The following is a 23,575-nucleotide window of genomic DNA, read 5'->3' on the forward strand; positions in this document are numbered from 1 at the left end:
GTGGCCCTGTTTCGCGGCGGAACAGGGCCACGATCCCACCCACAGCCCTCGTCCGGCGCGTGCCAGGTCGCCGGCCTCAGAGATACGTGGGCAGCTCCGGCTCCTCGTCGAGCACGTGCGCGCCGAGGAACGCCAGCACCGTCTGGTACCAGACCTTGGCGTGCTGCGGCGCGAGCACCCAGTGGTTCTCGTCGGGGAAGTACAGGAAGCGGTGCACGGTGGCGCCGTCGTCGGCCGCGGGCAGGCCGGACTCGGTGAGGAGCGCGCGCCACAGCCGCAGGCCCTCGCCGATCGGCACGCGGTAGTCCTTGTCGCCGTGCACCACGAGCATGGGGGTGCGGATGTCCGCGACGAAGCGGTGCGGGCTGTTCGCCTCCGCCATCTCCGGCGTCATCTCGCGCTGCCAGTAGTAGGCGTGGTCGGTGGTGGGGCCGAACTGGTCCAGCGCCCACAGGCTGGCGTGCGTGACGATCGCGCGGAAGCGGTCCGTGTGGCCGGCCACCCAGTTCGCCATGTACCCGCCGAACGACCCGCCCATCGCGGCGGTGCGGCTCTCGTCCACCTCGGGCAGGGCCTCGACGGCGTCGGTGATCGCCATGAGGTCGGTGAACGGTGCGCCGCCCCACGCGCCCCAGCCGCGCTGCACGAAGTCCTGCCCGTAGCCGGTGGACAGCGCCGGGTCCGGCAGCAGGACGGCGTACCCGCGCGCCACCATCAGCCACGGGTTCCAGCGCCAGCTCCAGGCGCTCCACGTGCTGAGCGGGCCGCCGTGGATCCACAGCAGCAGCGGGGCCGGGGCGTCCGCGGCCGCGCCGTCGGGCAGCGCGAGCCAGGCACGCACGCGCGCGCCGTCGTCCGTCGTCGTCTCGACCTCGGTCAGCGTGCCGGGCAGCGCGGGGGCGGGCACGGGCCCGCGCAGCACGTCGGCGGCGACGGGCGTGCGCTCGCCGGCGTCGCCGGTCGCCGTGAACGCCGTGAGGTCGACCCGCACCGGCTCCGCCGGCGCGGCGTAGCTGCTGCGCAGCGCGTACAGCGCCGAGCCGTCGGGCGCGACGCGGACGTCGCTGAACGACGCGTCGTCGCTCGTCACGCGCTCCACCGTGACCGGCTCGCCGGCGCCGGGCCCGCCGGCGCCGAACGTCAGCAGGAACACCGGGCCGCGGCCGTCCTCGTCGGCGGTGACGACCAGCCCCGAGCGGTCGGGCAGCCAGGTGACGGTGGTGGGCCAACGGTCCCAGTCGTCGGCGAGGATCTCGGGCTCGGCGTCCGGGACATCGAGCGCGACCAGGCCGAGGCGCACCTCGGGGGCCTGCTCCGGTGTCGTGATCGTCTCGGAGACGAACGCGACCCACCGCCCGTCGGGCGACACCGCGGGGGCGAAGGCTTCCGCGTCCGGGTCGTCGACCAGGGAACGGCGCTCTCCCGTGGCGGTGTCGACCGCGACGAGCGTGCCCCGCAGCGCCGCCCCGGGGTCGGCCACGTTCCACGTGGTCACCAGGGTGCCGCCGTCCTGGGACAGGTCCGCGTCGTGCTCGTCGAGCTGGCGCCCCGGGCCGGTGAGCTGACGCAGCTCGAACCGGTCGTCGCCGGCGAGCGAGCCCGCGAAGCGACGCTCCTCGTCGGGGCCCAGGTCGTGGTCCCAGTGCCGCACCGGGTACCCCGCGTGGAGGATCGCGGACAGCTTGCGGTCGGCGCGCTCCTTGCGCAGCGCCTCGTCCTCGTCGAGGCCCGCCGCGCCGGGCAGCACCGGGGCGGAGACGGACACGACGTCCGCCGCGCGGGCGGCGAGCACCCCGCCCACGCCGCCGGGCGTCGTCGCGACGACGCGCGCCTCGCCGCCGCCCGCGGGCAGCAGCCACAGCGCCGCCTTGGACTCGTCGTCGTCCTTGTCCGCGTCCGGATCCGGTCGGGCGGACGTGAACAGCACGTCGCCCGACGCCGCGAACACCGCCGACGACTCGCCCTTGCGGCTGCGCGTCAGCCGCCGCGCCGGGGCGACGCCGGCGGGGTCCACCTCCCAGACGGCGGTCGTCCAGCCGGTGCGCTTCGCGTCGAGCGTCTGGACGGTCGTGACGAGGCGGGTGCCGTCGGGGCTGAGGGCGAGCCCGCCGACCCGCGGGAGCTCCAGGTAGCGGTCGAGGTCGTGGAAGGGCGTGGGTGCGTCGTCGTCCTGGCTCACGGGCCCCGGTCTACCACAGCCCGCGCGGGGCGGGGGGTGCGGGGCGCTCGGGGAACGTGGGATGAACGTTCGCTGAACTTGTTCGCGACGGCGCCTCCTGCGGTTGAGCGGCCGCCGCGCGATCGGGCACGGTCTGGTCGTGAGACCGCCGTCGCCCCGCGCCGCCCACCTGCCGCCGCTGCCCGCCACCGCCGACCTGGTCGTCGTCGGGGCAGGGATCGTCGGGCTCGCGCACGCCCTCGAGGCGCACGCGCGCGGGCACTCGGTCCTGGTGGTGGAGCGCGACCCGCGGCCCGACGGCGCGTCCGCCCGGCGCAGCGGCCACGTCGCCGTGACCACGCAGGACGCCGCCACCCTGTCGTGCGCGCTGGCGTCGCGCGAGCGCTGGCTCAAGCTGGGCCGGGAGGCCGGGTTCTGGGTCAAGGACACGGGCGCGGTGGTCGTGGCGCGCTCGGAGGACGAGCTCGCGGTGCTCGACGACCTCGTGGCCGCCCGCGACGGCGACGCCCTGCTCCTCGACGCGGCGCAGGCCACGCAGCGGGCGGGCCTCGCCGGCCCGCACGAGGACGTCGTCGGCGGCGCGTTCCTGCCGCTCGACCTGCGCGTCGAGCCCCGCGACGCCCTGCGCGCCCTCGCGGCCGCGCTCGACTCCCGGCCGCGCGCCGACGTCGCGTGGTCGACGACCGCGCTCACCTTCGAGGCCGGCACGGGTCGCACGCTGGTGCGCACGTCGCGCGGCGAGGTCGTGGCGCGCCGCGTGCTGGTCGCCGTCGGGCCCGACCTGGACCGGTTCTTCCCCGAGGAGGCGGCGCGGGCCGGGCTGCGTCCCGACGTGCGGCAGGTGCTCCAGGTGGCGACGCCGGGCCGCCGGCACGACGCCGCCGGGCCCGCTGTGCTGGGCGGCACGTGCCTGCTGCGCGACGCCGCCACGGCGCACTCCCCCGCGCTGGCGGACGTGCGCGAGCGCCTGCGCACGAGCGCCCCCGAGCTGCTCGACGCCGGCGTCCACCTCGCGTTCACCCCGCACGGCGACACGCTGCTCCTCGGCGAGGCCCGCCGCACGGACGCCGACCGCCGCGACGACGCGGGCCTCGACCGCGACCCGGAGCGCTCCGAGGCCGCCGACACGCTGCTGCTGCGCGAGGCCGAGGCCCTGCTCGGACAGCCGGTCGAGGTGCGGCGGCGCTGGTCGGTGCCCGACCTCGCGGTACCGCGCCCGCGACGCGGGCCGTTCGCCGGCACGCCGTTCGTCGTCACCGACCCGGCGCCCGGCGTCACGACCGTCACCGTCGCGGACGGGCTGGGCACGACGACGGCGCTGGGCCTCGCGGCGAAGGTCGTCGACGGCCTGCTCTAGGACCTCACCCGCCGAGCCCGGCCCGGATCGCCGCCAGCGCGCGGTCGAGCTCGACGTCGTCCACCCCGCCGAACCCGACGACGACGCCGGTTTCCCCGGCGGTGCGGCACAGGTCGGACAGCAGCGGCAGGTCGAAGCCCGCGCGCCGCGCGGCGTCGCGGGCGGACAGCGCGGCGTCCTGCGGCAGCAACCACGTCGAGTACATCCCGGCCGTCGTCGCGGCGGGGACGGCGTGCGGCGCCAGCACCGCGGCGACGCGTGCGGCGCGCTCGGCGTACACGCGGCGCGCGGTGCGCAGGACGGCGTCGAGCCAGCCGTCGCGCAGCAGCGTCAGCAGGGCCCGCTGCGTGGGCCACCCCGCGACGTCGTGCACGACGGCGCGCTGCCGCACGACGTCGTCGAGCATCCCCGGGGGCGGCACCAGCCACCCGATCCGCAGGCCCGGCGGCGCGGACTTCGACGCGGTGCCGAGGTAGGCGACGCGGTCCCGGCCGAGCGCCGCCAGCGCGGGCACCGGGGCGACGTCGTACCGCAGCTCGGAGTCGTAGTCGTCCTCGACCACCACGGCTCCCGTGGCCCGCGACGCGGCGAGCAGCGCGCGCCGGTCGTCGGCCGGCATCACCCGGCCGAGGGGGTGCTGGTGCGCCGGTGTCACGTACGCGGCGACCAGGCCGCGCAGGGCCGCCTCGTCGTGACGGGCCTCCGCGGGCAGGTCGACGACGGTGCGCCCGACGGCCCGCGCGGTCGCGACGGCGGCCCGGTAGCCCGGGTCCTCGATGCCGACGGGCCCCGCGGGCAGCACGCCGAGCAGGTCGCGGAACCCTGCGGTGGTCCCGGCGGTGACCACCACCTCGTCGGGGTCCACGGCGAGGCCCCGGGTGCGGCCGAGGCGCTCCGCGAGCGCCGCCCGCAGCGCGGGCAGGCCGCACGGGTCGTCGTACCCCCGCGGCGGCGTCGTCGCGGACACCTCCCGCCACGCCCGCCGCCACCCCGCACGGTGGCGCGGGTCGATCCACGGCTCGCCGGTGCTCAGGCGCACGAGGCCGCTGCCCGGGCCGGCGGCCCGCCGCGGCCCGGGCGCGGGACGGGGCACGGCGTCGGCGGCGACGAACGTACCCGCCCCGCGGCGCGCGGTCAGCCACCCCTCGGCCACGAGCTGGTCGTACGCCTGCTCGGCCACCGAGCGCGCGACGCCGAGGTCCGCGGCGAGAGCGCGCGTGCTGGGCAGCCGGTCGCCGCGCCGCAGGGTGCCGCGGGAGACCAGGTCGCGGACCTGCCCGGACAGCTGCGCGCCGAGCGGGTCACGACCGCCGCGGTCGAGGCGGACGGGCAGGGCGGGCATCAGGACTCCTGACCGGGACGGCGAGGCGGCCTGGCGAAGTGGCCTGCCGAACCTCGTGGGAAATGGCTCGTGACGACGGGCCAACCGCGGTCCACGGTAGTGCCATGGACGCCCTCTCCCCCACCCCGCGGACCACCGTCCGGCGCGGGCGCAACCGCGCCGTGACCGACCGGGCCGAGCTGCACGCGCTGCTCGCCGACGGGCTCGTCGCCCATCTCGGCGTCGACGTCGGCGAGGGCGCGGACCGGCACCCGGTCGTGCTGCCCTGCGCCTACGCCGTCGACCTCGACGGGCCCGACGACGGCGGCACGCTCTACGTGCACGGGTCGGTCGCGGCGCGCTGGCTCGTCGGGGCGACGGGCGCGACCGTCTGCGTCACGGTCACCGAGCTCGACGGCCTCGTGCTGGCGCGGTCCGGCTTCCACCACTCGATGAACTACCGGTCGGCGGTGGTGATCGGCGCCGCCCGCCTCGTCTCGGACGACGCCGAGCGCGCCCGCGCCCTGGACGCGATCGTCGACCACATGGCGCCGGGCCGGTCCGCGACGCTGCGGCCCGCCACCCGCAAGGAGCTCGCCGCGACGGCGGTGCTGGCCGTGCCCCTGCGCGAGGCCTCGATGAAGGCCCGCGCCGGCGCGCCCGTCGACGACCCGGACGACGTCGCCGCCGGGGGCTGGGGCGGTCACGTGCCGGTGCGTCGGGTCGTGGGCACCGCCGTCCCCGACGCCGACACTCGTGAGCCCGTCCCCGCGCACGTCGTCGCGCTGGGAGGCCTGCCCCCGCATCCTCGCGAGGTAGTTCAACCCTCCGCGAGGTAGTCCACCTGCCGCCGAGGTAGTGGACTGGACCACTACCTCGCGGAGATCTGAACTACCTCGGCGAGGGGGGGTCGTCGCGGTCGGCCATCTTGGCGAGCATCTCGTTGTACGCGGTGAGCTCGGCGTCGCCGTCGCGGTCCGCCTTGCGGTCGCGGCGGCGCGCCTCGCGCTCGTCGGACGTCGTCCACTGCACGGCCACCGCGATGGCGAGCGCGAGCGTCGGGAGTTCGCCGATGCCCCAGGCGACGCCCCCGCCGCGCTGCTGGTCCTCGATGGCGGGCAGGCCCCAGGGGCGGCCCATGTTGCCGAACCAGTCGGCGACGAGGAGCGAGGTGCCGGAGGTGAGCACGACGCCGAAGAACGCGTGGAACGCCATCGTGGCGAACAGGAGCAGCAGCCGCTGCGGGTAGGGCGGGCGCTTCGGGCCCGGGTCGATGCCCACGAGCGCGTTGGCGAACAGGTACCCCACGAGCGTGAAGTGCACGATCATCCACACGTGCCCGGCGTGGTTGCGCAGCGCGAACTCGAACGCGGGCGTGTAGTAGAACGCGATCATCCCGCCGGCGAAGAGCACCGCGGCCACCACGGGCCGGGCCATGAACTGGCCGAACCGGGAGTGCACCAGGCCGAGCACCCACTCCCGCGGCCCGCGGCTGCCGTCCTTGCGGGCCGGGATGGCGCGCAGCAGCAGCGTCACGGGGGCGGCCAGCACGAGGAAGAGCGGCACCAGCATCGCGAGGATCATGTGCTGCACCATGTGGCCGCTGAAGATCACGTGGCCGTACACGGCCGGGCCGCCGCTGGTCACCCAGAACATCACGACCATGCCCAGGCACCACGACACGGTGCGCCCCACGGGCCACGCGTCCCCGCGGCGTGCGAGCCGCCGCACCCAGCGCAGGTAGACCACCAGGCCCGCCACGCACGCGAACGCCAGCAGCGGGTCGAGGCTCCACTCGGTGAACCAGCGGGCCATGGTCGGCTCGGGCGGCAGCGCCTGGCCGGTGAGCTGGAACGCGGGCGTGACGTCGACGGGCACCTCGTCCGGCACGGGCGGGGCCGTGGACCCGAGCGCGACGGCGACGCCGGAGACCGCGCCGATGACCAGGAGCTCGACCGCGAGCAGCCGCCAGAACAGCCGGCGGACCGCGAGAGCGGAGTCGGCCCGGCCCAGCCGGTCCACCACCCACATCCGGTGCGCGAACCCGAACCCGCCCAGCGCCACCATGAGCAGCGCCTTGACGAGCAGCAGCACGCCGTACGGGGTGAGCAGGTCGCCCCAGGACTCCATGCGGAGCCACGCGTTGAGGATGCCGGACACGCCCACCGCGGCGAAGCACCACCCGGCGACCGGGGAGAAGCGCGCGACGGCGGCCGCGGCGGTGCGCCCGTCGTCGCGCCCCTCCTCCCGCGTGAGCACCGCGACGAGCAGGGCGCCCAGGCCACCCACCCACACGGCGGCGCCGACCAGGTGCAGCAGCATCGCGCCGACGGCGAGCTCGTGGTTCGCGGCGCCGGACGCGTGGCCGGTGGTGGACTGCATGGCGAGGGCCGCGAGCGGCAGGACCGTCGTCCACAGCGCGCCGACCGGCCCGCGCACCGCCATCGCCAGCGCCGACGTGAGCGCGGCGACCACGATGATCGCGAGGTAGAGCTTGCCCAGGTCGAGCTCGGTGACGAACTGCGCGAGCCCCTGCCCGAACGCGGGCGAGGCCGGCGAGGTCCCCGAGATGTTCGCGTACCGCAGGACGAGCTGGAGGACCGCGGCCACGGCCCACACGGCGCTGGCGACGCCGGCGGTCGTGAGCACCCGCGTCTGGGTGCGTCCGGGCGGCACCAGGCAGGCCGCGACGAGGAGCGCGCCGACGGTCACGGAGACGCTCAGCTCGGTGAGCACGGTCGTCACGGGCAGGCCGTAGCGCACGATCGCGCCCGGGTCGGTGAAGCCGCCGAGGGCCTGGAAGGCACCCGAGTAGGCTCCGCCGCACAGCACGGCGAGGACGGCGGCGAGGACGGCGGCGGGCCCGGCGGCGACGAGCCACCAGGGCCGCGGCGGCACGCTCGGGGTACCGCCCGGCCGCTGCACGGCGGGGGCTGCGGAGGTCACCCGTCCAGCCTATGGGCGGCGGGCGGCGGCCCGGGACGCCCCGGGTGTGAGATCACCTGCCTTCCAGCAAGCGATCTGTCGCGGCAAGCGGTCGGATGCCGCGGCAGAACGTTTGCTGGAAGGCAGGTTCGTTTCGATCTTCCCAATCCAACGATTATCGATTAGTGTCCGAGGCGTCCCTCCCCACCGGACGTACTCCACAGTCGTAGGCCGCACGCCCCGGACGCGCAGCAGCGTCCCCGGCGGGTCGGCAACCCGAGAGGATCAACGATGATCAAGCACCGCACCCTGGCGAGCGTGGGCACGCTCACGGTCGCCGCCCTCGCGCTCACCGGCTGCGCCGGCTCCGACGACGACGGCGGATCCGGCGGCGGCCCCACCGAGGTGAGCATGCTCGTCAACGTCACGCCGAACCTCACCGAGGAGTTCTGGAACGAGCTGGTCAAGCCGTTCGAGGACGCGAACCCGGACATCGACGTCGTCGTCCAGAACCCGGGCGCCGAGGGCGTCGCGGCGGCCCTCCCCCGCCTGCTCACCGCGGGCGACGCGCCCGACGTCGTGCAGTCCCTGCCCCCGACCACCGACCTGGCCCCCGAGCTGGTCGACCTGTCCCAGTACGACTGGGCCACGACCGGCCCGCTCGCGGACCAGTACTCGATCGACGGCAAGTACTACATGGCCGGCATCGGGTTCCAGCTGCAGAGCCTGTGGTTCTACAACAAGACGGCCTTCGAGGAGGCCGGGATCACCGAGGTCCCGACCACGGTCGAGGAGCTCACCGCGGCGCTCGGCAAGCTCAAGGACGCCGGCTGGACGCCGGTCCAGACCGGTGGTGACTGGATGACCAGCCACTCCCTGCAGGCGCTGGGTCTCCCGTCGATCGTCGCCGAGGACCCGGAGTGGTTCGCGCACATGAGCGCTGGCGAGGCCACCTTCTCCGACACCTACGGCGACGCCGTCGCGACCTACGCCGACTGGGTCGCGAAGGGCTACGTCCCCAAGGACGCCCTGGGCATCAAGTACCCGGACGCCGAGCAGGCCTTCCTCTCGGGCAAGAGCGCGATCTACCCGATGGGCAGCTGGTTCGCGGGCACCGAGGCGAAGGCCGAGGAGAAGGCCGAGATCGGCGTCTTCCGCGCCCCTGCCGTCGAGGGGGTCGCCAACCCGGCCATGGGCGCGAACATCGCCAGCCCGTACTCGATCCTCAGGTCGAGCGAGAGCCAGGACGCCGCGGCCAAGCTGGTGGAGTTCCTCGTGACCGACAAGGACGCGGTGGCCAGCCAGCTCGAGGTCGACGGCAACTTCCGCGACGGCTACGAGTACGAGATGGACGACCTGGGCAAGGAGCTGCTGCAGATCGTGGCGGACACCCCCGCCGAGGCGTACACGCCGACCGGCCAGGGCTACGGCGAGCGCACGCTTCCCACCGGCTACTCGGACGAGATCAACGCGCAGACGCAGGCGCTCATCGGCGGCACGCCGGCCGACGAGGTCGACGCCGCGATGGACGACTGGTTCGCCTCGACGATCGGCTGACGATGGCGACCACCGTCCCCCTCGCCCACGCGCGCCGCCGCCCGGCGGCGCGCGTGTGGCGCGACCGCCTGCCCGGCATCGTCATGGGCGGCCCCGCCGTCCTCGTGTTCCTGGCGATGTTCATCGTGCCGATGTTCCTGGCGTTCGTGCTGAGCCTGACCGACTGGAACGGTTACAGCCTGAACTTCACGTTCATCGGCTTCGAGAACTACGCGGAGGCCTTCCGCAACCCGCGCACCGTCGACGCGGCGGTCTTCACCGCCGTCGTCGCGTTCTGCGGCACGATCCTGTGCAACGGCGTCGGGCTGTTCATCGCCGCGCTCATCGCCGGCAACGGCCGCGCGAACACCCTCCTGCGCACGATCTTCTTCTACCCGTACATCATCAGCGCGCTGATCATCGGGTTCCTGTGGTCGGCGATGCTCTCCCCCGAGGGCGCGGTGAACGGCCTGCTGGGGCACCTCGGCGTCGGGCCGGTGCCGTTCCTCACCGAGGTCGCGTTCGCGAAGGCGAGCGTGATCCTCACGATCGTGTGGTCGCACTTCGGCTTCAACATGATCCTGTTCCTCGCGGGCATCAAGTCGGTGCCCACCGAGTACTACGAGGCCGCCACCGTGGACGGCGCCTCCCGGTGGCAGCAGTTTCGCAACGTCACGCTGCCGCTCATCGCCCCGGTGTTCACCGTGAACCTCGTGCTCACGCTGGTGGGGCTGCTCAAGGTCTACGACATCGTGCTGGCGCTGACGGACGGCGGCCCCGCCGGGTCCACCCAGACGATCGTGTACCAGATCCTGCGGGACTCGTTCGCGAACTCGGAGCTCGGCTTCGGGGCGGCGCAGTCCGTGGTCCTGCTGCTCGTCACGGCCGTGCTGGGGCTCGCGGTGACGTTCGCCCGGCGCGGCGCGGAGAAGAAGGTGGCCGACTGATGGCGACGACGACGCACCCGACGACCCCCGTGAGCTCACCGTCGGCCCCGACGCCGACCGCGCCCCGCCCGGCGTCGCGGGCCCGACGTCGGCCCGCCCCGGGCGTGGGCACGGTCCTCAAGTGGGTGGTACTGGGCCTCGGCGCGCTGGTCATGCTCGTGCCGCTCTACATCATGGTGATCAACGCCTTCAAGCCGCAGGACGCGATCATCTCCTCGCCGCTGGCGATCACGCCGGACACGTTCAGCCTGGAGTACCTGCAGGCCGCGCTCACCAGCGAGAAGTTCAACGTGGTGCGGGCCTACGGCGTGACGCTGCTGTTCGTCGCGCTGGTCAACGTGTGCGGCATCGCGCTCGCCGCGCCGGTCGCGTACGTGATCGCGCGCGGCCGGTCGAAGTGGCACCTGGGCCTGCTGCTGCTCTTCGTCTCCGGCCTGTTCATCCCGGGGCAGGTCACCCTCATCCCGGTGGTGTTCGTGCTGCGGGTGCTGGGGCTCATCAACACGATCCCCGGCTTCATCCTGTTCGAGACGGCGGCCACCCTGCCGGTGACGATCTTCCTGTTCGCCGCCTACCTGCGCACCGTCCCGCGCGACATCGACGAGGCGGCCGCGCTGGACGGGGCGGGCAAGATCCGCGCCTTCTGGTCGTGCATCTTCCCGATCATGAAGCCCGTGGTCGCGACGATCGTCGTGCTCAACTCCATCAGCGTCTGGAACGACTTCGTCAGCCCGCAGATCATCCTGGGCCCGAGCTCCGGCATCTACACCGTGACGACGGGCGTGTACGCGGCGGTGGGCGAGTTCTCCACGGACTACACCACCGTCTTCCCGACCCTGCTGCTCGCGGTGAGCCCGGCGATCCTGTTCTTCGTCCTCATGCAGCGGCACATCATCGGCGGCCTGGTGGCCGGGGCGACGAAGGGCTGAGCGCGATGACGAGCGAGACGACCGACCGCACCACCGCACCCCGCGTCCGCACGACGCCGCTGCACGAGGTGCCCGCCTGGGCGGTGCTCGAACGTCGCCTGTTCGACGCGACGGAGGAGGCCTGGCGCCTGTTCTCCGACCGCTACACCGGGCCCGACGGCCGCATCCTGCACGCGGGCGGCTTCGAGCACCGCGACGGCGTCGACGACCTGTACGAGCCGTTCTTCAACTGGCCGGCGTTCTACGCCCTGGGCGGCAGCGACGCGATCCTCGCCGCCGCGAAGCACCACTTCGAGGGCGTGACGGCGCAGCTCACCGAGGGCGGCATGCTCACCGGCGAGTACGAGAACGGGTACGACTGGTTCCACCAGGGCGAGTCGCTGCTGTTCTTCTACGGGCTGTGCGCGGCCGACCCTGGCGACGAGCGGTTCGCCGAGCGCGCCCGCCGGTTCGCCGCCCTGTACACCGACCCGGCGCACGGCAACTACGACCCGGCCCGGAACCTGATCACCGCGCCGCACAACGGGGCGCGGGGGCCGCTTCCCGGGCTCGGCACCGAGTGGCTCACCTACCCGGCGTCGCTCGACTACATGGAGGCCTACGGCCTGCCGCTGCACGGGCTGCCGGGCATCACGCGCTGGTCCGACCTCGAGGACCCGGGCAAGGCGCAGCTCACGGGCGACGAGCTCCAGCGCCGCGCGGCCGGCGACACCGCCGTCAACCTCGCGGCGACGTCGCTCGTGGTCAACCGCTGGCTGTACGACGGCGACGCGGCGTCCGCCGCGTGGGTGGCGCGGTATGTCGACGGCTGGCGCGAGCGCGCGGCCGCGGCGGGCGGCCTCATGCCCGACAACGTGGCGCCGGACGGCGTCGTCGGCGGCCTGCACGGCGGCGCCTGGTACGGCGGGCACTACGGCTGGACGTGGCCGCACGGCCTGCACTCGGTCGGCATGAGCACGCTGATCGGCGCGATCAACGCGTCGTTCGTCTCCGGCGCCTCCGGTCCGCGCGACGACGGTCCGCTCGACCTCGTGCGCACTATGCTGGACACGGCGCTGGACCACGCGATCACCGCCCCCGTCACGGAGACGCCGTTCAGCCTGCGCGCCAGCTGGCTGGAGCGGCTGGGCCCGCACGCCGCCGAGCCGGCCACGCTCGTGCCGTACCGGTTCGGCGCCGACGGCTGGTTCGACTTCGGCCCGCTCCAGCTCGACCTGCCCACCTGGCTGTGGTGGTGGACGCGCGACGACGCCGACCGCAAGCGCCTCGACCGCGTGCTCGACGGCATCCCCGGCTCCGACGAGGTGCGGCCCTTCCGCGACAAGGTCGAGGCCGGTCACGAGGGCCCGTGGCTCGCGTTCCTCGACGGCTCGCTGCCGGACTACCCGGAGCGCGCGCTGTCGATGGCGCTCGGCCAGCTCGCCCGCCGCGTCGCCGTGATGGACGCCGAGCCGGTGGACCCGGCGACCGTGCACCTGCACTTCTGGCAGCGCGCGAACCCGGTCGTCACGGAGGTGCTGGGGCAGCTCGTCACCGGCACGCCGCAGACCCTGTACAACGGCGGGCTGCCGTTCGCCGCCGTCGCCTACACCGACCCCGACCGGCACCGTCCCGGCCTGCCGCCCGACGTCGCCGCCCTCGTCTCCGGGCTGGAGCGCGACGCCGACGGCCACGGCCGCGTCGAGCTCAGCCTCGTCAACCTCTCCCCCACCCACGCCCGCCGGGTGCGCGTACGGCCGTCGCGGTTCGGCGAGGAACGGCTGACGGGCGTCGTGACGCGCGGCGAGGAGGGCGGCGTCTGGCCCGGACCGTCCACGGCGTCGGCAGGACGGGCGGGCGCCCGGACCGTCGCGACCGTCCCGCTGGACGCCCCCGACCTGCTCGTCGAGCTGCCGCCGAGCCACCGCGCCGACGTCGTGCTGCTCACCGCACCCGCCGGCAGCGCACCACGTCACCACCAGCACCACGAAGGAGCCCGACCATGACCGAAGCGCTCACGCCCGTCGACACCCTGCCCTCCGATCCCGCGGCCGGGCTCGTGCGGCCCGAGATCACGCTGCCCGTGCGCGGCGGGGAGTACGAGCGGGCGGACGCGGAGGCGCTGGAGCGGCTCGGGCAGGTGTCGGCCGCGACGGCGTGCGCCAAGCTGCACGGCCTCGGCATCCGGCACTCGTTCGTCGAGGGCCCGCGCCCGCTCAAGCCCGGCTATCGCGTCGTGGGCAACGCGCTGACCCTGCAGTTCATGCCGCAGCGCGAGGACCTCGCCGCCGGTGACGAGCAGGAGTACGTCGAGCGGCACACGGCGCTGTGGCACGTGCTCGAGGCGGTGCAGCCCGGCGACGTGCTCGTCGTCCAGGCGTACGGCAGCCGGTTCTCCGGCTGCGTGGGCGACATCCTCGCCCGCTACTTCCAGCGCAAGGGCGGCGCGGGGATGGTCGTCGACGGCCGCATCCGCGACTCGGGCAAGATCGCCGACCTCGGCCTGCCCGTGTGGTCCACCGGCGTCACCCCGCACTACGCCTCGCAGTCCGAGCTGTTCCCCTGGGCCTACGACGTGCCCGTCGCCGTCGGCGGCGTGCTGTGCATGCCGGGCGACCTCGTCGTCGCGGACGACGACGGCCCCGTCATCGTGCCGCGCGCGATGGCGGACCAGGTGGTGGCGTCCGCGCAGGACCACGAGGAGTGGGAGGTCTTCAGCCGGCGCCGCCTCGACGAGGGCGCCCGCCTCAGCGACTACTACCCCCTCACCCCCGACACCCGAGGGGAGTTCGAGGCATGGCGTTCCGCGCAGCGCTCCGCCCTCTGACCCCGTCCGGGGCGGCCGGCGACGGACCCCCGACCGGCATCGCCGCGTCGTCGTTCGGCCTCGGTTGCGCGCCCATCGGCAACCTCTTCACGCCGGTGGCGGAGGCCGACGCCGAGGCCACGGTCGGGCGCGCGCTGGAGCGCGGGATCCGGTTCTTCGACACGGCGCCGCACTACGGCGAGGGCGTCAGCGAGCTGCGGCTCGGAGCCGCGCTGGCCGGCGTCGACCGCGACTCCGTGGTGATCGCCACCAAGGTGGGCCGCGTGATCGTCGACGCGGACGGCGCGCCCGTCCCGTCGGGCGGCACCGGCGGGCCCGGGGGGACGACGGTCGGCGACCTCAGCCGCGACGGCGTGCTGCGGTCGCTGGAGGGCAGCCTCGCGCGGCTCGGCACCGACCGCGTCGACCTGCTCTACCTGCACGACCCGGCCGACGTCGACGAGGCGCTGCACCCGAGGCACGGCGCCCTGCCCGCGCTGCTCGACCTGCGCGACCAGGGCGTGGTGCGCGCCGTCGGCGTCGGGATGGGCCGGAACGCGCCCGTGGCGCGGCTGGTGCGCGAGACCGCCGGCGCACTGGACGTCGTCATGCCGGCCGGGCGGGTCACCCTGCTCGACCGCACCGCCCTGGACGACCTGCTCCCGGCCGCCCGCGAGCGCGGCGTCGGCGTCGTCGCGGCCGGCGTCTACAACTCCGGCGTGCTGGCCGACCCCGTCGCCGCACCGTTCTTCGACTACCACCCGGCGTCGCCGGACCAGGTCGACCGGGCCCTGCGGATGGCCGCCGCGTGCCACCGCGGGGGCGTCGACCTGCCCACCGCCGCCGTCCGCTGGCCGCTGCGCGTCCCCGGCGTCGAGGCCGTCGTCGTGGGGGCGCGCTCCCCCGCCGAGGTCGACGTCTTCGCCGACGCCGCCGACGCCGTCGTCCCCGACCACCTGTGGACGGAGCTCGACGCGGTCGCGGCCGCTGCCGAGCGGGTGGCGGGGTGACGAGCGTCGTCGACGCGCACGTGCACCTGTGGGACACGGCGGCCGTGCGGATCTCGTGGTTTCGGGACGACCTCGGCCTGCCCGCACGGGTCGGGCCGGAGCACCTGGCGCGGGCCGTCGCGGCGTCGCCCGTGCCGGTGCGCGCCGCCGTCGCCGTGCAGGCCGCGGACACGGAGCGCGAGGCGCGCTGGCTCGCCCACCAGTCCGCGACGCACGGCCCGCTGCCCGGGCCGGTCGTGCTGCAGTACGACGCCCGTCCCGGCGACGGCGCCTGGGCCGGCACGGCGCAGGCGGTGATCGACGACGGCGTCCCCGTCGCGGGGATCCGCCTCGCCGTGCCGGGCGGTGCGGCGGACCTGTCCGACGTCGCTGGGCTGGACGCCCTGTGCGAGGGGCTGGCGGCGTCGGGTCGCGTGCTCGAGACGCTGGTGCGCCCCGACCAGCTCCCTGCCGTCGCCGCGCTGGCCGGGCGGCACCCGACGCTCGACATCGTCGTCTGCCACCTCGGCCTCGCCACGGGCGACCCCGACGCGTCCTGGCGCGGCGCCCTCGCCGCCGTCGCGGCCCGCCCCCGCGCGCACGCCAAGCTGTCGGGCCTCCACACCACGGCTCCCGACGACGCCGCGCGGGTCGCCGCGGCCGCCCGCGTCGGCGTCGACCTGCTCGGCCCGGAGCGCCTGCTGTTCGGCAGCGACTGGCCGATGTCCGCGCGCGTCGCCCCGTACGCACAGGTCGTCGAACGCACCGCCGCGGCCCTGCCCCTGCTCGACGACGCCGCGGCGACGGCGGTCTGGTCCGGGACGGCGGCGCGCCTCTACGGCGTCGCCGCGGGGTGAGCGACGCCTACGCGATCCGCGCCCGCGCCTCGGCGGTGACCGGGGCGAAGCAGTTCACCAGCGTCCCGTCCGGGTCGCGCACGAGCAGCGACCGGTTGCCCCACGGCATGGTGGTCGGCGGGGTGACCACCTCGACCGCGTCGTCCAGCCCGGCATGCACCGCGTCCACGTCCTCGACACGGAACTCCACGATGGCGGTCCGGTTGCTGGCGGGCTCCGCCGACCCCGGCCCGAACAGGCCGACGGTGCGGGTGCTGCCGATGGCGAGGGTGCCCCCGGGCGTCCGCACCTCGGCGAACTCGGGCGACGGGCGGTCCGCGACGACGCCTGTAAGGCGCTCGTAGAAGCCGGTCAGCCGCTCGACGTCGGCGGTGATGAGCCGGACGGAGGCGAGGCTCGCGTCGTGGGTCATGGTGGTGTCCTTCCGGTCAGGGCCGCGGGCGCTCCGCGACACTCGACCAGCGTCCGGCGCCCCCGCGACACCCCGACGTCGGTGTTTCCGACCGACCTCAATCGAGCAGCGTCAGGGTGCGCAGGTCCCCCTCCGGCACCTGGATGTCCTCGGGGCGCACGACGCGCCTCGGCGCGCGCTCCGCGGTGGCCGTGACGCGGTCGACGCGGTCGAGGCGGAAGGCCCGGATCCCGTCGCGCAGGCGGCACCACGCCAGCAGGTACCACCCGACGGACGACCCGACGAACCCCAGCGGCTCGACGTCGCGCGTGGTCGAGGCGCCCTCGCGGTCGGTGTACCGCAACCGCAGGACGCGGCGCGCGGAGATCGCGTCGGCGAGGACGCCCGGGACGGGCGGGCCGCCGGCCGGCGCACCGAGCAGGTGCACGCGGGCGGCGAGGTCGTGCGCGGCGGCCGCGTCGTCGTCGCGCATGGCCGCGAGGATCTTGCGCAGCGCGGTGGACCCGCCGCCCGCGAACGGCGTCCCGGACAGGCCCCCGAGGGCGACGGCCACGGCCACGGCCTCCTCGGGGCTGAAGTTCACCGGGGGCAGGCTCCGCGCACGGTCGAGGCAGTAGCCGCCGGTCCTCCCCGGCTCGGCCCAGACGGGCACGCCGGCCTGCTGCAGCGCGCTGATGTCCCGCTCCACGGTGCGCCGGCTGACCTCGAACCGGTCCGCCAGCCACGACGCGCTCCGCGGGCGGGGAGCGACCGCCCGCAGCTCCTCGACGATCGCGTACATCCGGTCCGTCCGGTTCACGCGACGACCCTACGTGGGAGGATCCACGGGGCGCCGACGATCCGGGTCGGCCGACCACGGGAGGAACGATGTTCGCAAGGTCGTTGGGCGACGACGGCGCAGAGCTGCGGCCGCTGGAGCCGTGGCACGCCGAGGAGCTGCTGGCGACGATCGACCGCGGCCGGGAGTTCGTCGGGCAGTTCATCGGCCTGGCGGACCGGATCACGGACCTGGAGTCGAGCCGGTCGTTCCTGGAGTCGTACGCGCAGAAGGCGGCGACCGACACGGGGCGCCTCTGCGGCATCTGGCTGGACGGCACGCTGGTGGGCGGGGTCCTCTTCCGCACGATGGACGTCGCGCAGGGCACCGCGGAGGCGGGCTGCTGGCTCGAGCCGGCGGCCGCCGGCCGCGGCCTGGTGACCCGCGCGTCGCGCGTCATCATCGACTGGGCGGTCCGGGAGCGGGGCATCCACCGCGTCGAGTGGTGGGCGGCGTCCGGCAACGCACCGAGCATCGCCGTCGCCCGCCGGCTCGGGATGCGCCGCGACGGCGTCCTGCGCGAGCACTACGCGCACCGCGGGGTGCGGCAGGACATCGAGGTCTGGTCGGTCCTCGCGCCGGAGTGGGAGGCGCAGGCGTGAGCGGCGGCCCGGACGACGGCGTCGAGCTGGTCGGAGGCGTCGAGAAGCGCGAGATCGTGCTCGTCGCGCCGGACCCGGCGTGGCCGGCGCGGTTCGCGCTGGAGAGCGAGCGTATCGTCGCCGCGCTCGGCCCCGTCGCGGTGCGTGTGGACCACGTGGGCTCGACGTCGGTCCCCGGGCTCGCGGCGAAGCCGATCGTCGACATCGACGTGAGCGTGCCCGATGTCGAGGACGAGGACGCCTACCTGCCCGCGCTGCTGGCCGCGGGGTACGAGCTGCGCGTACGGGAGCCCGGCCACCGACTCGTCCGCACGCCCGAGCGCGACGTCCACGTCCACGTCTGCGCCACGGGCAGCGACTGGGAGCGGAGCCACCTGCTGTTCCGCGACCGGCTCCGGCACGACGCCGACGACCGCGCCGCGTACGCCGCGCTCAAGCGCGAGCTCGCTGCCCGCGACTGGCCGAGCATGAACGACTACGCCGACGCCAAGGGCGACCTCATCGCGGAGATCACCGCCCGGGCGGAGGCGTGGGCCGCCGCCACGGGCTGGCGGGTATAGCGCTCAGCCGCCGTCGGGCTCGCCGTCGAGCAGCGTGCCCGCCGCGTGCGCCTCGAAGAGCGTTGACGCGGCGTCGGCGTCGCCGTCGTCGAGCACGTCGAGCAGGCTGCGGTGCCAGTCGGCCACCTGGTGCCAGTCGCCGGTGAACTCGGGGTCGCCGAGCAGGTGCATGGAACGGAGGCTCGGCTCGATGATGTCCCACATGCGCGGCAGGTAGGTGTTGCCGCTGGCCTCGATGACGGCACGGTGGAAGCCGAAGTCGAGCTCGCGGAACGCGGGCAGGTCCGCCGCGTCGACGGCGCCGTGCATCTCGTCGATGACCTTCTCCAGGCTGGAGCGGGTCTCGGGCGCGAGCCGCCCGCACGCGAGCCGGCCGGCCAGCGCCTCGAGCGCGACGCGCGCCTGCTTGGCCTGCTGCGCCTCCTCGTCGGAGTACTGAGCCACGAAGTTGCCCTGGTGGCGCACGTGCGTCACCAGGCCCTCGTGGGCGAGCCGCTTGAGGGCGTCGCGCACGGGCGCCTGGCTGACCTGGAGGCGGCGGGCGAGCTGGGACTCGACGAGCTGCTCCCCCGGGGCGAGCTGCGACGTCTTGATCATCGACTTCACGAGGTCGTAGATCTGGTCCGACAGCAGACCTCGCTCCAGGCCGCTGATCGAGCTGAGCGCGTCCGTCATCCGTGCAGCCTCACGTCGTTCCTCGAGCCGTTATCGACAATCGTTTGTGCGTCGCCAGCGTACGCCGCCAGCCAGGCGTCCGCGATCATCCGGGACGCCGGCGGGGTCGGGTGCACGCCGTCGGGGGCGAGCGCGGCGGCCCCGGCGTCCTGGGCGGCGCGGGTCAGCAGGGAGTGCAGCGGCACCAGCGACGCCCCGGTCTCGGCGGCCAGCCGGGCGACGACGTCCCGCTTGCCGTCGAGGTCCTCGAGCCACCCCTCCTGCTCGTCGCGCACGGGCAGCAGGAACGGCTCGACCAGCACGAGCCGCGGGCTGCCCGGCACCCGCGCGAGCAGCCGCCGGTACGTGGCCTCGAACGCCTCGGCGCTCGTCGCGTCGTCCGCGTCGAAGCGGCGCCAGGTGTCGTTCACGCCGACGTACACGGTGAGGACGTCGGGCGCCGTCGGCGCGACGTCGCGCTCCCACCGCTCCTCCAGGTCGACGGCGCGGTTGCCGCCGATGCCGCGGTTGAGCACGACGGCGTCGGGCAGGTCCGCCGCGACGAGGGCGACGTACCCGTCCCCGAGCGATGCCTCGTCCGCGCGGTCGCGGCCCGCGTCGGTGATGGAGTCCCCGACGAACACGAGGCGTTCGGGGGCTGCACTGCTGGTCATGAGCTCTCCTTCGAGTGACGGACGGGTCCGACCGTAGCGGGTCGGAGCCGCCGTCGCCGCATTGTCAGCGATTATCGATTAATGTAACCTGCCGGTGCTTGACGATCCGGGCGCGCCGCACCCGCGCCGCCCCGAGAACCCCGTGACCACACGAGAGGTCGGAGCACTCGCAATGAAGCGACCACTGTCAGCACTGCTGCTGACGTCCCTGCTCGTCGCAGGGACGCAGACGGCGGCCCACGCCGCCCCACCCCCGCACTCCGCACCGCAGGCCAAGGCCGGCACCCTCCTCTACGTCTCCCCCACCGGCGACGACGACGCGAAGGGGACCCGGAACCGCCCGCTCGCGACGCTCGAGGGTGCCCGCGACGCGATCCGCGAGCTGCCGAAGGGGCAGCGCAAGAAGGGCGTCACCGTGTACCTCCGCGAGGGCACGTACGAACGCTCGGAGTCCTTCGTCCTGGGCGAGGAGGACTCCGGCACCGCGGACGCCCCCATCACCTACCGCTCCTATCCCGGCGAGCGCGCCACGATCTCGGGCGGCAAGGAGCTGCCCTACGACGGCTTCTCCCCCGTGACCGACCAGGCCGTGCTCGACCGGATCATCGAGACGTCCGCGCACGACGACGTCCTGCAGATCGACCTGGGCGCGCTCGGCATCGACGACTACGGCCAGCTCAGCCGGCACGGCTACTGGAAGGCCAACGACGTCTCCACGACGCCGCCGATGGAGCTGTACGTGGACGGCGAGGACATGACCCTCGCGCGCTGGCCCAACGCGGGCGCGGCGAAGGACACCGTCCAGATGAACAAGATCGTCGACCCCGGCCCCACCAAGGACGACGCCGACCTGCAGGAGCGCGGCGGCACGTTCAGCTACTCCTACGACCGCCCGCAGTACTGGGGCGAGGCGGAGGACGTCTGGCTGGACGGCATCTTCGGGCAGAGCTGGGAGTGGTCGTACAACAACATCGCCAAGATCGACACGGACGCGCGCACGATCACGCTGCGGTACGGCGAGATGTCCGGCCTCATGAAGACCTGGTACCCGGACTTCCACTTCGCGCAGAACCTGCTCGAGGAGCTCGACGCACCGGGCGAGTACTACATCGACCGTGAGACCGGCATGCTCTACCTGGTGCCGAACGCGTCGTTCCTGGCCGAGCGCGGGGCACCCGTCGTCACGACGCTGGACGAGCCGATGATCCGCACCGACGGGGCGTCGTACGTGACGTTCGACGACCTGGTGCTGGAGTACGGGCGGGCCCTGGGCGCCGTCGTCCTCGGCGGCAGCCACGTGACGATCTCGAACAGCGACATCCAGAACTTCAGCGACGGCGGGGTCTCCATCAACTCCCCGGGCCGGTACACCTACGACGGCATCCCCGTGAACCGCGGCGGCCGCGACCACGCGGTGGTGTCCAGCGACATCCGCCACGTGGGCGGCGTCGGCGTCGTGCTGACCGGCGGGGACAAGACGACGCTGGAGCCCGGCCGCAACCGCGTGGAGGACTCCCACATCCACGACTTCGCCTACTACCACAAGGCCTACAACCCGGGCGTGATGTTCGACGGGGTCGGCAACGTCGCGCGCGGCAACGAGATCAACGACGCGCCGCACCCGGGCGTCATCGTGCACGGCAACGACCACCTGTTCGAGCAGAACGAGGTCTACGACGTCTGCAAGACGTTCCAGGACCTCGGCGCGATCTACATGAACTCGGGCGAGACGCCGCAGCAGCGCGGGCACGTGTTCCGGCAGAACTACTTCCACGACGTGGGCCTCACCAAGCACGGCGTCGAGGGCATCTACGCCGACAACTTCACGTGGGACCTGGAGATCAGCCAGAACGTCTTCGTGAACATGGGCAACGACGCGATCAAGTCCGGCTCGGCCGACTACATCGACGCCACGAACAACGTGTTCGTCGACACGACGGTGCCGTACGACAACTACACGCAGTGGATGGGCGACGGCGAGGGCAACACCGTCGACCGCGTGTACATGCCGAAGTGGAAGAAGGTGTTCGCCGACAACAAGGACTTCGTCGGCACGCCGTACCTGGAGAAGTACCCGGAGCTCGGCCACTTCTTCGAGGACAACCACTACTTCCCGAACAAGAGCACGTTCGCGAAGAACGTCGTGTGGAACCCGAACCGGACGCGCAACCCGGACGTCAACGCCGAGGGCGCGCTCGACACCAAGAACCTCCTCAACTACGGCACCGGCGACGACGCCAACTGGGTGACGGACACCGACCCCGGCTTCGTCGACGCGGCGAACGGCGACTGGACGCTGCGCGAGGACGCCGCCGTCTTCGACCAGATCCCCGGCTTCGAGGCCATCCCGTTCTCCGAGATCGGCACCGACGGCCACGTCGGGCAGTCGCAGACCCCGGACAGCGTGGCGCTGGAGTCGCTGGTGCTGCCCGCGGACCAGCTGGCGGTGACGCTCGGCGACGAGGTGTCGGTGGCCGCGCAGGCGGTGCCGTGGAACGCGACGCAGCAGGCCGTCACGTACACCTCGAGCGACCCCGAGGTCGCCACGGTCAGCGCGGCGGGGATCCTCACGGCCGTCGCGCCCGGCGAGGTCACCGTGACCGCGGAGGCGAAGGCCGACGCGGGCATCCGCGACGAGATGACCGTGACGGTGGCGGCCGGCGACGGCGTGCTGCACTCGACGGACTTCGAGACGGGCGGCAACGGCTGGGCCACCGACCCGAACCGGGCGATCGTCGACGACGGCACGGGCGACCACGTCTACCGCATCAAGAACGGCGCCAACTCCCAGCTCGACCGCTCGTTCACCGAGTACGCGCTCGACTTCACGGTGACGACGCCCGCCGAGGTGCCCGAGGGCGGGCAGATGCTCGTCTACGACCGCACCGGCAGCACGCCGGGCGGGTACGTGCGCTACCGCCACGCGGCGGCCGGCTCGACGTGGACGATCTTCGACTCCGCCTGGGGCACGGTGAAGGAGGTGACGCTGCCCGCGGGCGAGGGACTGAAGCCCTCCACCGAGTACGACGTGCGCGTCGTGGTGACGTCCGGCGGCGTGCGCGTGCTGGTCGACGGCGAGGAGGTCGTCGCGGGGGCCAACCCGGCGCCCGACGGGGCCGGCAAGGTCGGCTTCTACGTGCAGGGCTTCACGTCGCTCGACTTCGACGACGTGCGGTTCTCGCTCGTGGGCGTCGACCCGGACGGCCTGACCCTGGCGCCGTCCGAGGCGACGATCGAGCCGGGCGAGACGCACCCGCTCGCGCCGTCGTTCACCCCCGCGGACGCCACGCGCACCGGGCTCGAGTGGACGTCGAGCGACGAGTCCGTCGCGACCGTCGACGCGAAGGGCGTCGTGCGCGGCGTGGCCGCCGGAACGGCCACGATCACGGCGACGTCCACCGTGGTGCCCGGCCTCGCGGCGTCGTCCACCGTGACGGTGCGGGCGGCGGAGCACCCGGTGACCGACCTCGGCGCCGAGATCCTCGACCCTGCCGCGTGGGCGCCGGGCGAGGGGATCACGGTGGCCGACGGCGCGGCCCACCTGGCGCCCCGCGGCGCGTGGAGCTTCGCGCCGCAGCAGTTCGGCGACGAGCTGCTCCGGTTCGACACGTCGGTCGGCGCGTTCAACGGCGGGTGGTTCGGGTTCTCCGTCCGGTCGAAGACCGCCGGCGACCCGGTGTGGACCAACAGCAGCTCGGGCTACCTCGTGGTGATCAAGGAGGACGTCATCGAGATGCAGCGGTGGAGCCCCGCGGTCTTCATGATCGACACGTTCCCCAACACGGTGATCGAGCCGAACTCCACCCACGAGGTCACGTTCGGCGCCGTCGACGTGGAGGGCGGCACCCGCGTGGTGCTGCGCGTGGACGGCGAGCCGGTGTGGAGCTACCTCGACGACACGGCGGGCAACCCGCTGGCCACCGACGGGTACTTCACCGCCTACCGGCAGGGCCCCGCAGGCGAGATGAGCATCGCGCCGGCGAGCTGACCCGTCGCCCTTCCACCACGCGATCTGTCGCGTCATCCGGCCG

The 23,575-nt window shown here is 74.1% G+C and carries 19 protein-coding genes; 12 read left to right on the top strand and 7 right to left on the bottom strand.

The window, feature by feature from the left end:
• Positions 1 to 76: 76 nt before the first annotated feature.
• On the bottom strand, positions 77 to 2,179 hold the full coding sequence (locus ACFUVW_RS08430) for a prolyl oligopeptidase family serine peptidase (RefSeq protein WP_430570879.1): 2,103 nt from the start codon (positions 2,177 to 2,179) through the stop codon (positions 77 to 79).
• 139 nt (positions 2,180 to 2,318) lie between these two features.
• Here ACFUVW_RS08430 and ACFUVW_RS08435 point away from each other — a divergent pair, with 139 nt between their 5' ends.
• On the top strand, positions 2,319 to 3,536 hold the full coding sequence (locus tag ACFUVW_RS08435; protein ID WP_430570880.1) for an FAD-dependent oxidoreductase: 1,218 nt from the start codon (positions 2,319 to 2,321) through the stop codon (positions 3,534 to 3,536).
• Between the two features lie 4 nt (positions 3,537 to 3,540).
• Here the strand turns inward: ACFUVW_RS08435 and ACFUVW_RS08440 are convergent, their stop codons facing one another.
• The gene (locus ACFUVW_RS08440; protein WP_430570881.1) at positions 3,541 to 4,878 is read right to left on the bottom strand and encodes a PLP-dependent aminotransferase family protein; all 1,338 of its coding nucleotides are present in this window, start codon (positions 4,876 to 4,878) and stop codon (positions 3,541 to 3,543) included.
• 104 nt (positions 4,879 to 4,982) lie between these two features.
• Here ACFUVW_RS08440 and ACFUVW_RS08445 point away from each other — a divergent pair, with 104 nt between their 5' ends.
• Complete coding sequence (locus ACFUVW_RS08445; protein ID WP_430570882.1) at positions 4,983 to 5,696, top strand: pyridoxamine 5'-phosphate oxidase family protein; 714 nt, start codon at positions 4,983 to 4,985, stop codon at positions 5,694 to 5,696.
• Between the two features lie 52 nt (positions 5,697 to 5,748).
• Here ACFUVW_RS08445 and ACFUVW_RS08450 read toward each other — a convergent pair whose 3' ends face one another.
• A complete protein-coding gene (locus ACFUVW_RS08450) occupies positions 5,749 to 7,803 on the bottom strand; it encodes a cytochrome c oxidase assembly protein (protein ID WP_430570883.1) in 2,055 nt (684 codons plus the stop codon).
• A 270-nt stretch (positions 7,804 to 8,073) separates the two neighbouring features.
• On the opposite strand from ACFUVW_RS08450, the gene ACFUVW_RS08455 reads away from it, so the two are divergent.
• Genes ACFUVW_RS08455 through ACFUVW_RS08485 form a run of 7 tightly spaced genes read left to right on the top strand, consistent with a single transcriptional unit; the run spans position 8,074 to position 15,825 of the window.
• Entirely contained in the window at positions 8,074 to 9,339 is a 1,266-nt protein-coding gene (locus ACFUVW_RS08455; protein WP_430570884.1) for an ABC transporter substrate-binding protein, read from the top strand.
• Between the two features lie 2 nt (positions 9,340 to 9,341).
• The gene (locus ACFUVW_RS08460) at positions 9,342 to 10,265 is read left to right on the top strand and encodes a carbohydrate ABC transporter permease (RefSeq protein ID WP_430570885.1); all 924 of its coding nucleotides are present in this window, start codon (positions 9,342 to 9,344) and stop codon (positions 10,263 to 10,265) included.
• Entirely contained in the window at positions 10,265 to 11,194 is a 930-nt protein-coding gene (locus ACFUVW_RS08465) for a carbohydrate ABC transporter permease (protein WP_430570886.1), read from the top strand. Before ACFUVW_RS08460 ends, ACFUVW_RS08465 begins: the two co-directional genes overlap by 1 nt.
• Positions 11,195 to 11,199: 5 nt before the next feature.
• Positions 11,200 to 13,179 carry a hypothetical protein gene (locus ACFUVW_RS08470; RefSeq protein WP_430570887.1) on the top strand — a complete coding sequence of 660 codons (1,980 nt, stop codon included), beginning with the start codon at positions 11,200 to 11,202 and terminating at the stop codon, positions 13,177 to 13,179.
• Positions 13,176 to 14,000 (top strand): ribonuclease activity regulator RraA, encoded by an 825-nt coding sequence (locus tag ACFUVW_RS08475; protein WP_430570888.1) that lies wholly within the window; start codon positions 13,176 to 13,178, stop codon positions 13,998 to 14,000. The genes ACFUVW_RS08470 and ACFUVW_RS08475 overlap by 4 nt, the downstream gene beginning before the upstream one ends.
• Positions 13,970 to 14,989 (top strand): aldo/keto reductase, encoded by a 1,020-nt coding sequence (locus tag ACFUVW_RS08480; protein ID WP_430570889.1) that lies wholly within the window; start codon positions 13,970 to 13,972, stop codon positions 14,987 to 14,989. Before ACFUVW_RS08475 ends, ACFUVW_RS08480 begins: the two co-directional genes overlap by 31 nt.
• A complete protein-coding gene (locus ACFUVW_RS08485) occupies positions 14,986 to 15,825 on the top strand; it encodes an amidohydrolase family protein (RefSeq protein ID WP_430570890.1) in 840 nt (279 codons plus the stop codon). Before ACFUVW_RS08480 ends, ACFUVW_RS08485 begins: the two co-directional genes overlap by 4 nt.
• A 7-nt stretch (positions 15,826 to 15,832) precedes the next feature.
• Here ACFUVW_RS08485 and ACFUVW_RS08490 read toward each other — a convergent pair whose 3' ends face one another.
• A complete protein-coding gene (locus ACFUVW_RS08490) occupies positions 15,833 to 16,237 on the bottom strand; it encodes a VOC family protein (protein ID WP_430570891.1) in 405 nt (134 codons plus the stop codon).
• A gap of 97 nt (positions 16,238 to 16,334) precedes the next feature.
• Positions 16,335 to 17,036 (bottom strand): helix-turn-helix transcriptional regulator, encoded by a 702-nt coding sequence (locus ACFUVW_RS08495; RefSeq protein ID WP_430570892.1) that lies wholly within the window; start codon positions 17,034 to 17,036, stop codon positions 16,335 to 16,337.
• Positions 17,037 to 17,104: 68 nt separating this feature from the next.
• Between ACFUVW_RS08495 and ACFUVW_RS08500 the strand changes: the two genes are divergently transcribed.
• Positions 17,105 to 17,656, top strand: a complete 552-nt coding sequence (locus ACFUVW_RS08500; RefSeq protein WP_430570893.1) for a GNAT family N-acetyltransferase — start codon at positions 17,105 to 17,107, stop codon at positions 17,654 to 17,656.
• Entirely contained in the window at positions 17,653 to 18,216 is a 564-nt protein-coding gene (locus tag ACFUVW_RS08505; protein WP_430570894.1) for a GrpB family protein, read from the top strand. The genes ACFUVW_RS08500 and ACFUVW_RS08505 overlap by 4 nt, the downstream gene beginning before the upstream one ends.
• A 3-nt stretch (positions 18,217 to 18,219) precedes the next feature.
• Here the strand turns inward: ACFUVW_RS08505 and ACFUVW_RS08510 are convergent, their stop codons facing one another.
• Both ACFUVW_RS08510 and ACFUVW_RS08515 read right to left on the bottom strand, forming a co-directional pair.
• A complete protein-coding gene (locus tag ACFUVW_RS08510; RefSeq protein WP_430570895.1) occupies positions 18,220 to 18,891 on the bottom strand; it encodes a GntR family transcriptional regulator in 672 nt (223 codons plus the stop codon).
• On the bottom strand, positions 18,888 to 19,544 hold the full coding sequence (locus ACFUVW_RS08515; RefSeq protein WP_430570896.1) for an SGNH/GDSL hydrolase family protein: 657 nt from the start codon (positions 19,542 to 19,544) through the stop codon (positions 18,888 to 18,890). Before ACFUVW_RS08515 ends, ACFUVW_RS08510 begins: the two co-directional genes overlap by 4 nt.
• Before the next feature lie 172 nt (positions 19,545 to 19,716).
• On the opposite strand from ACFUVW_RS08515, the gene ACFUVW_RS08520 reads away from it, so the two are divergent.
• Positions 19,717 to 23,532 (top strand): Ig-like domain-containing protein, encoded by a 3,816-nt coding sequence (locus ACFUVW_RS08520; RefSeq protein WP_430570897.1) that lies wholly within the window; start codon positions 19,717 to 19,719, stop codon positions 23,530 to 23,532.
• Positions 23,533 to 23,575: the final 43 nt, after the last annotated feature.

The sequence above is a fragment of the Isoptericola sp. NPDC057391 genome, assembly GCF_042668085.1.
Taxonomy (GTDB): Bacteria; Actinomycetota; Actinomycetes; order Actinomycetales; family Cellulomonadaceae; genus Isoptericola.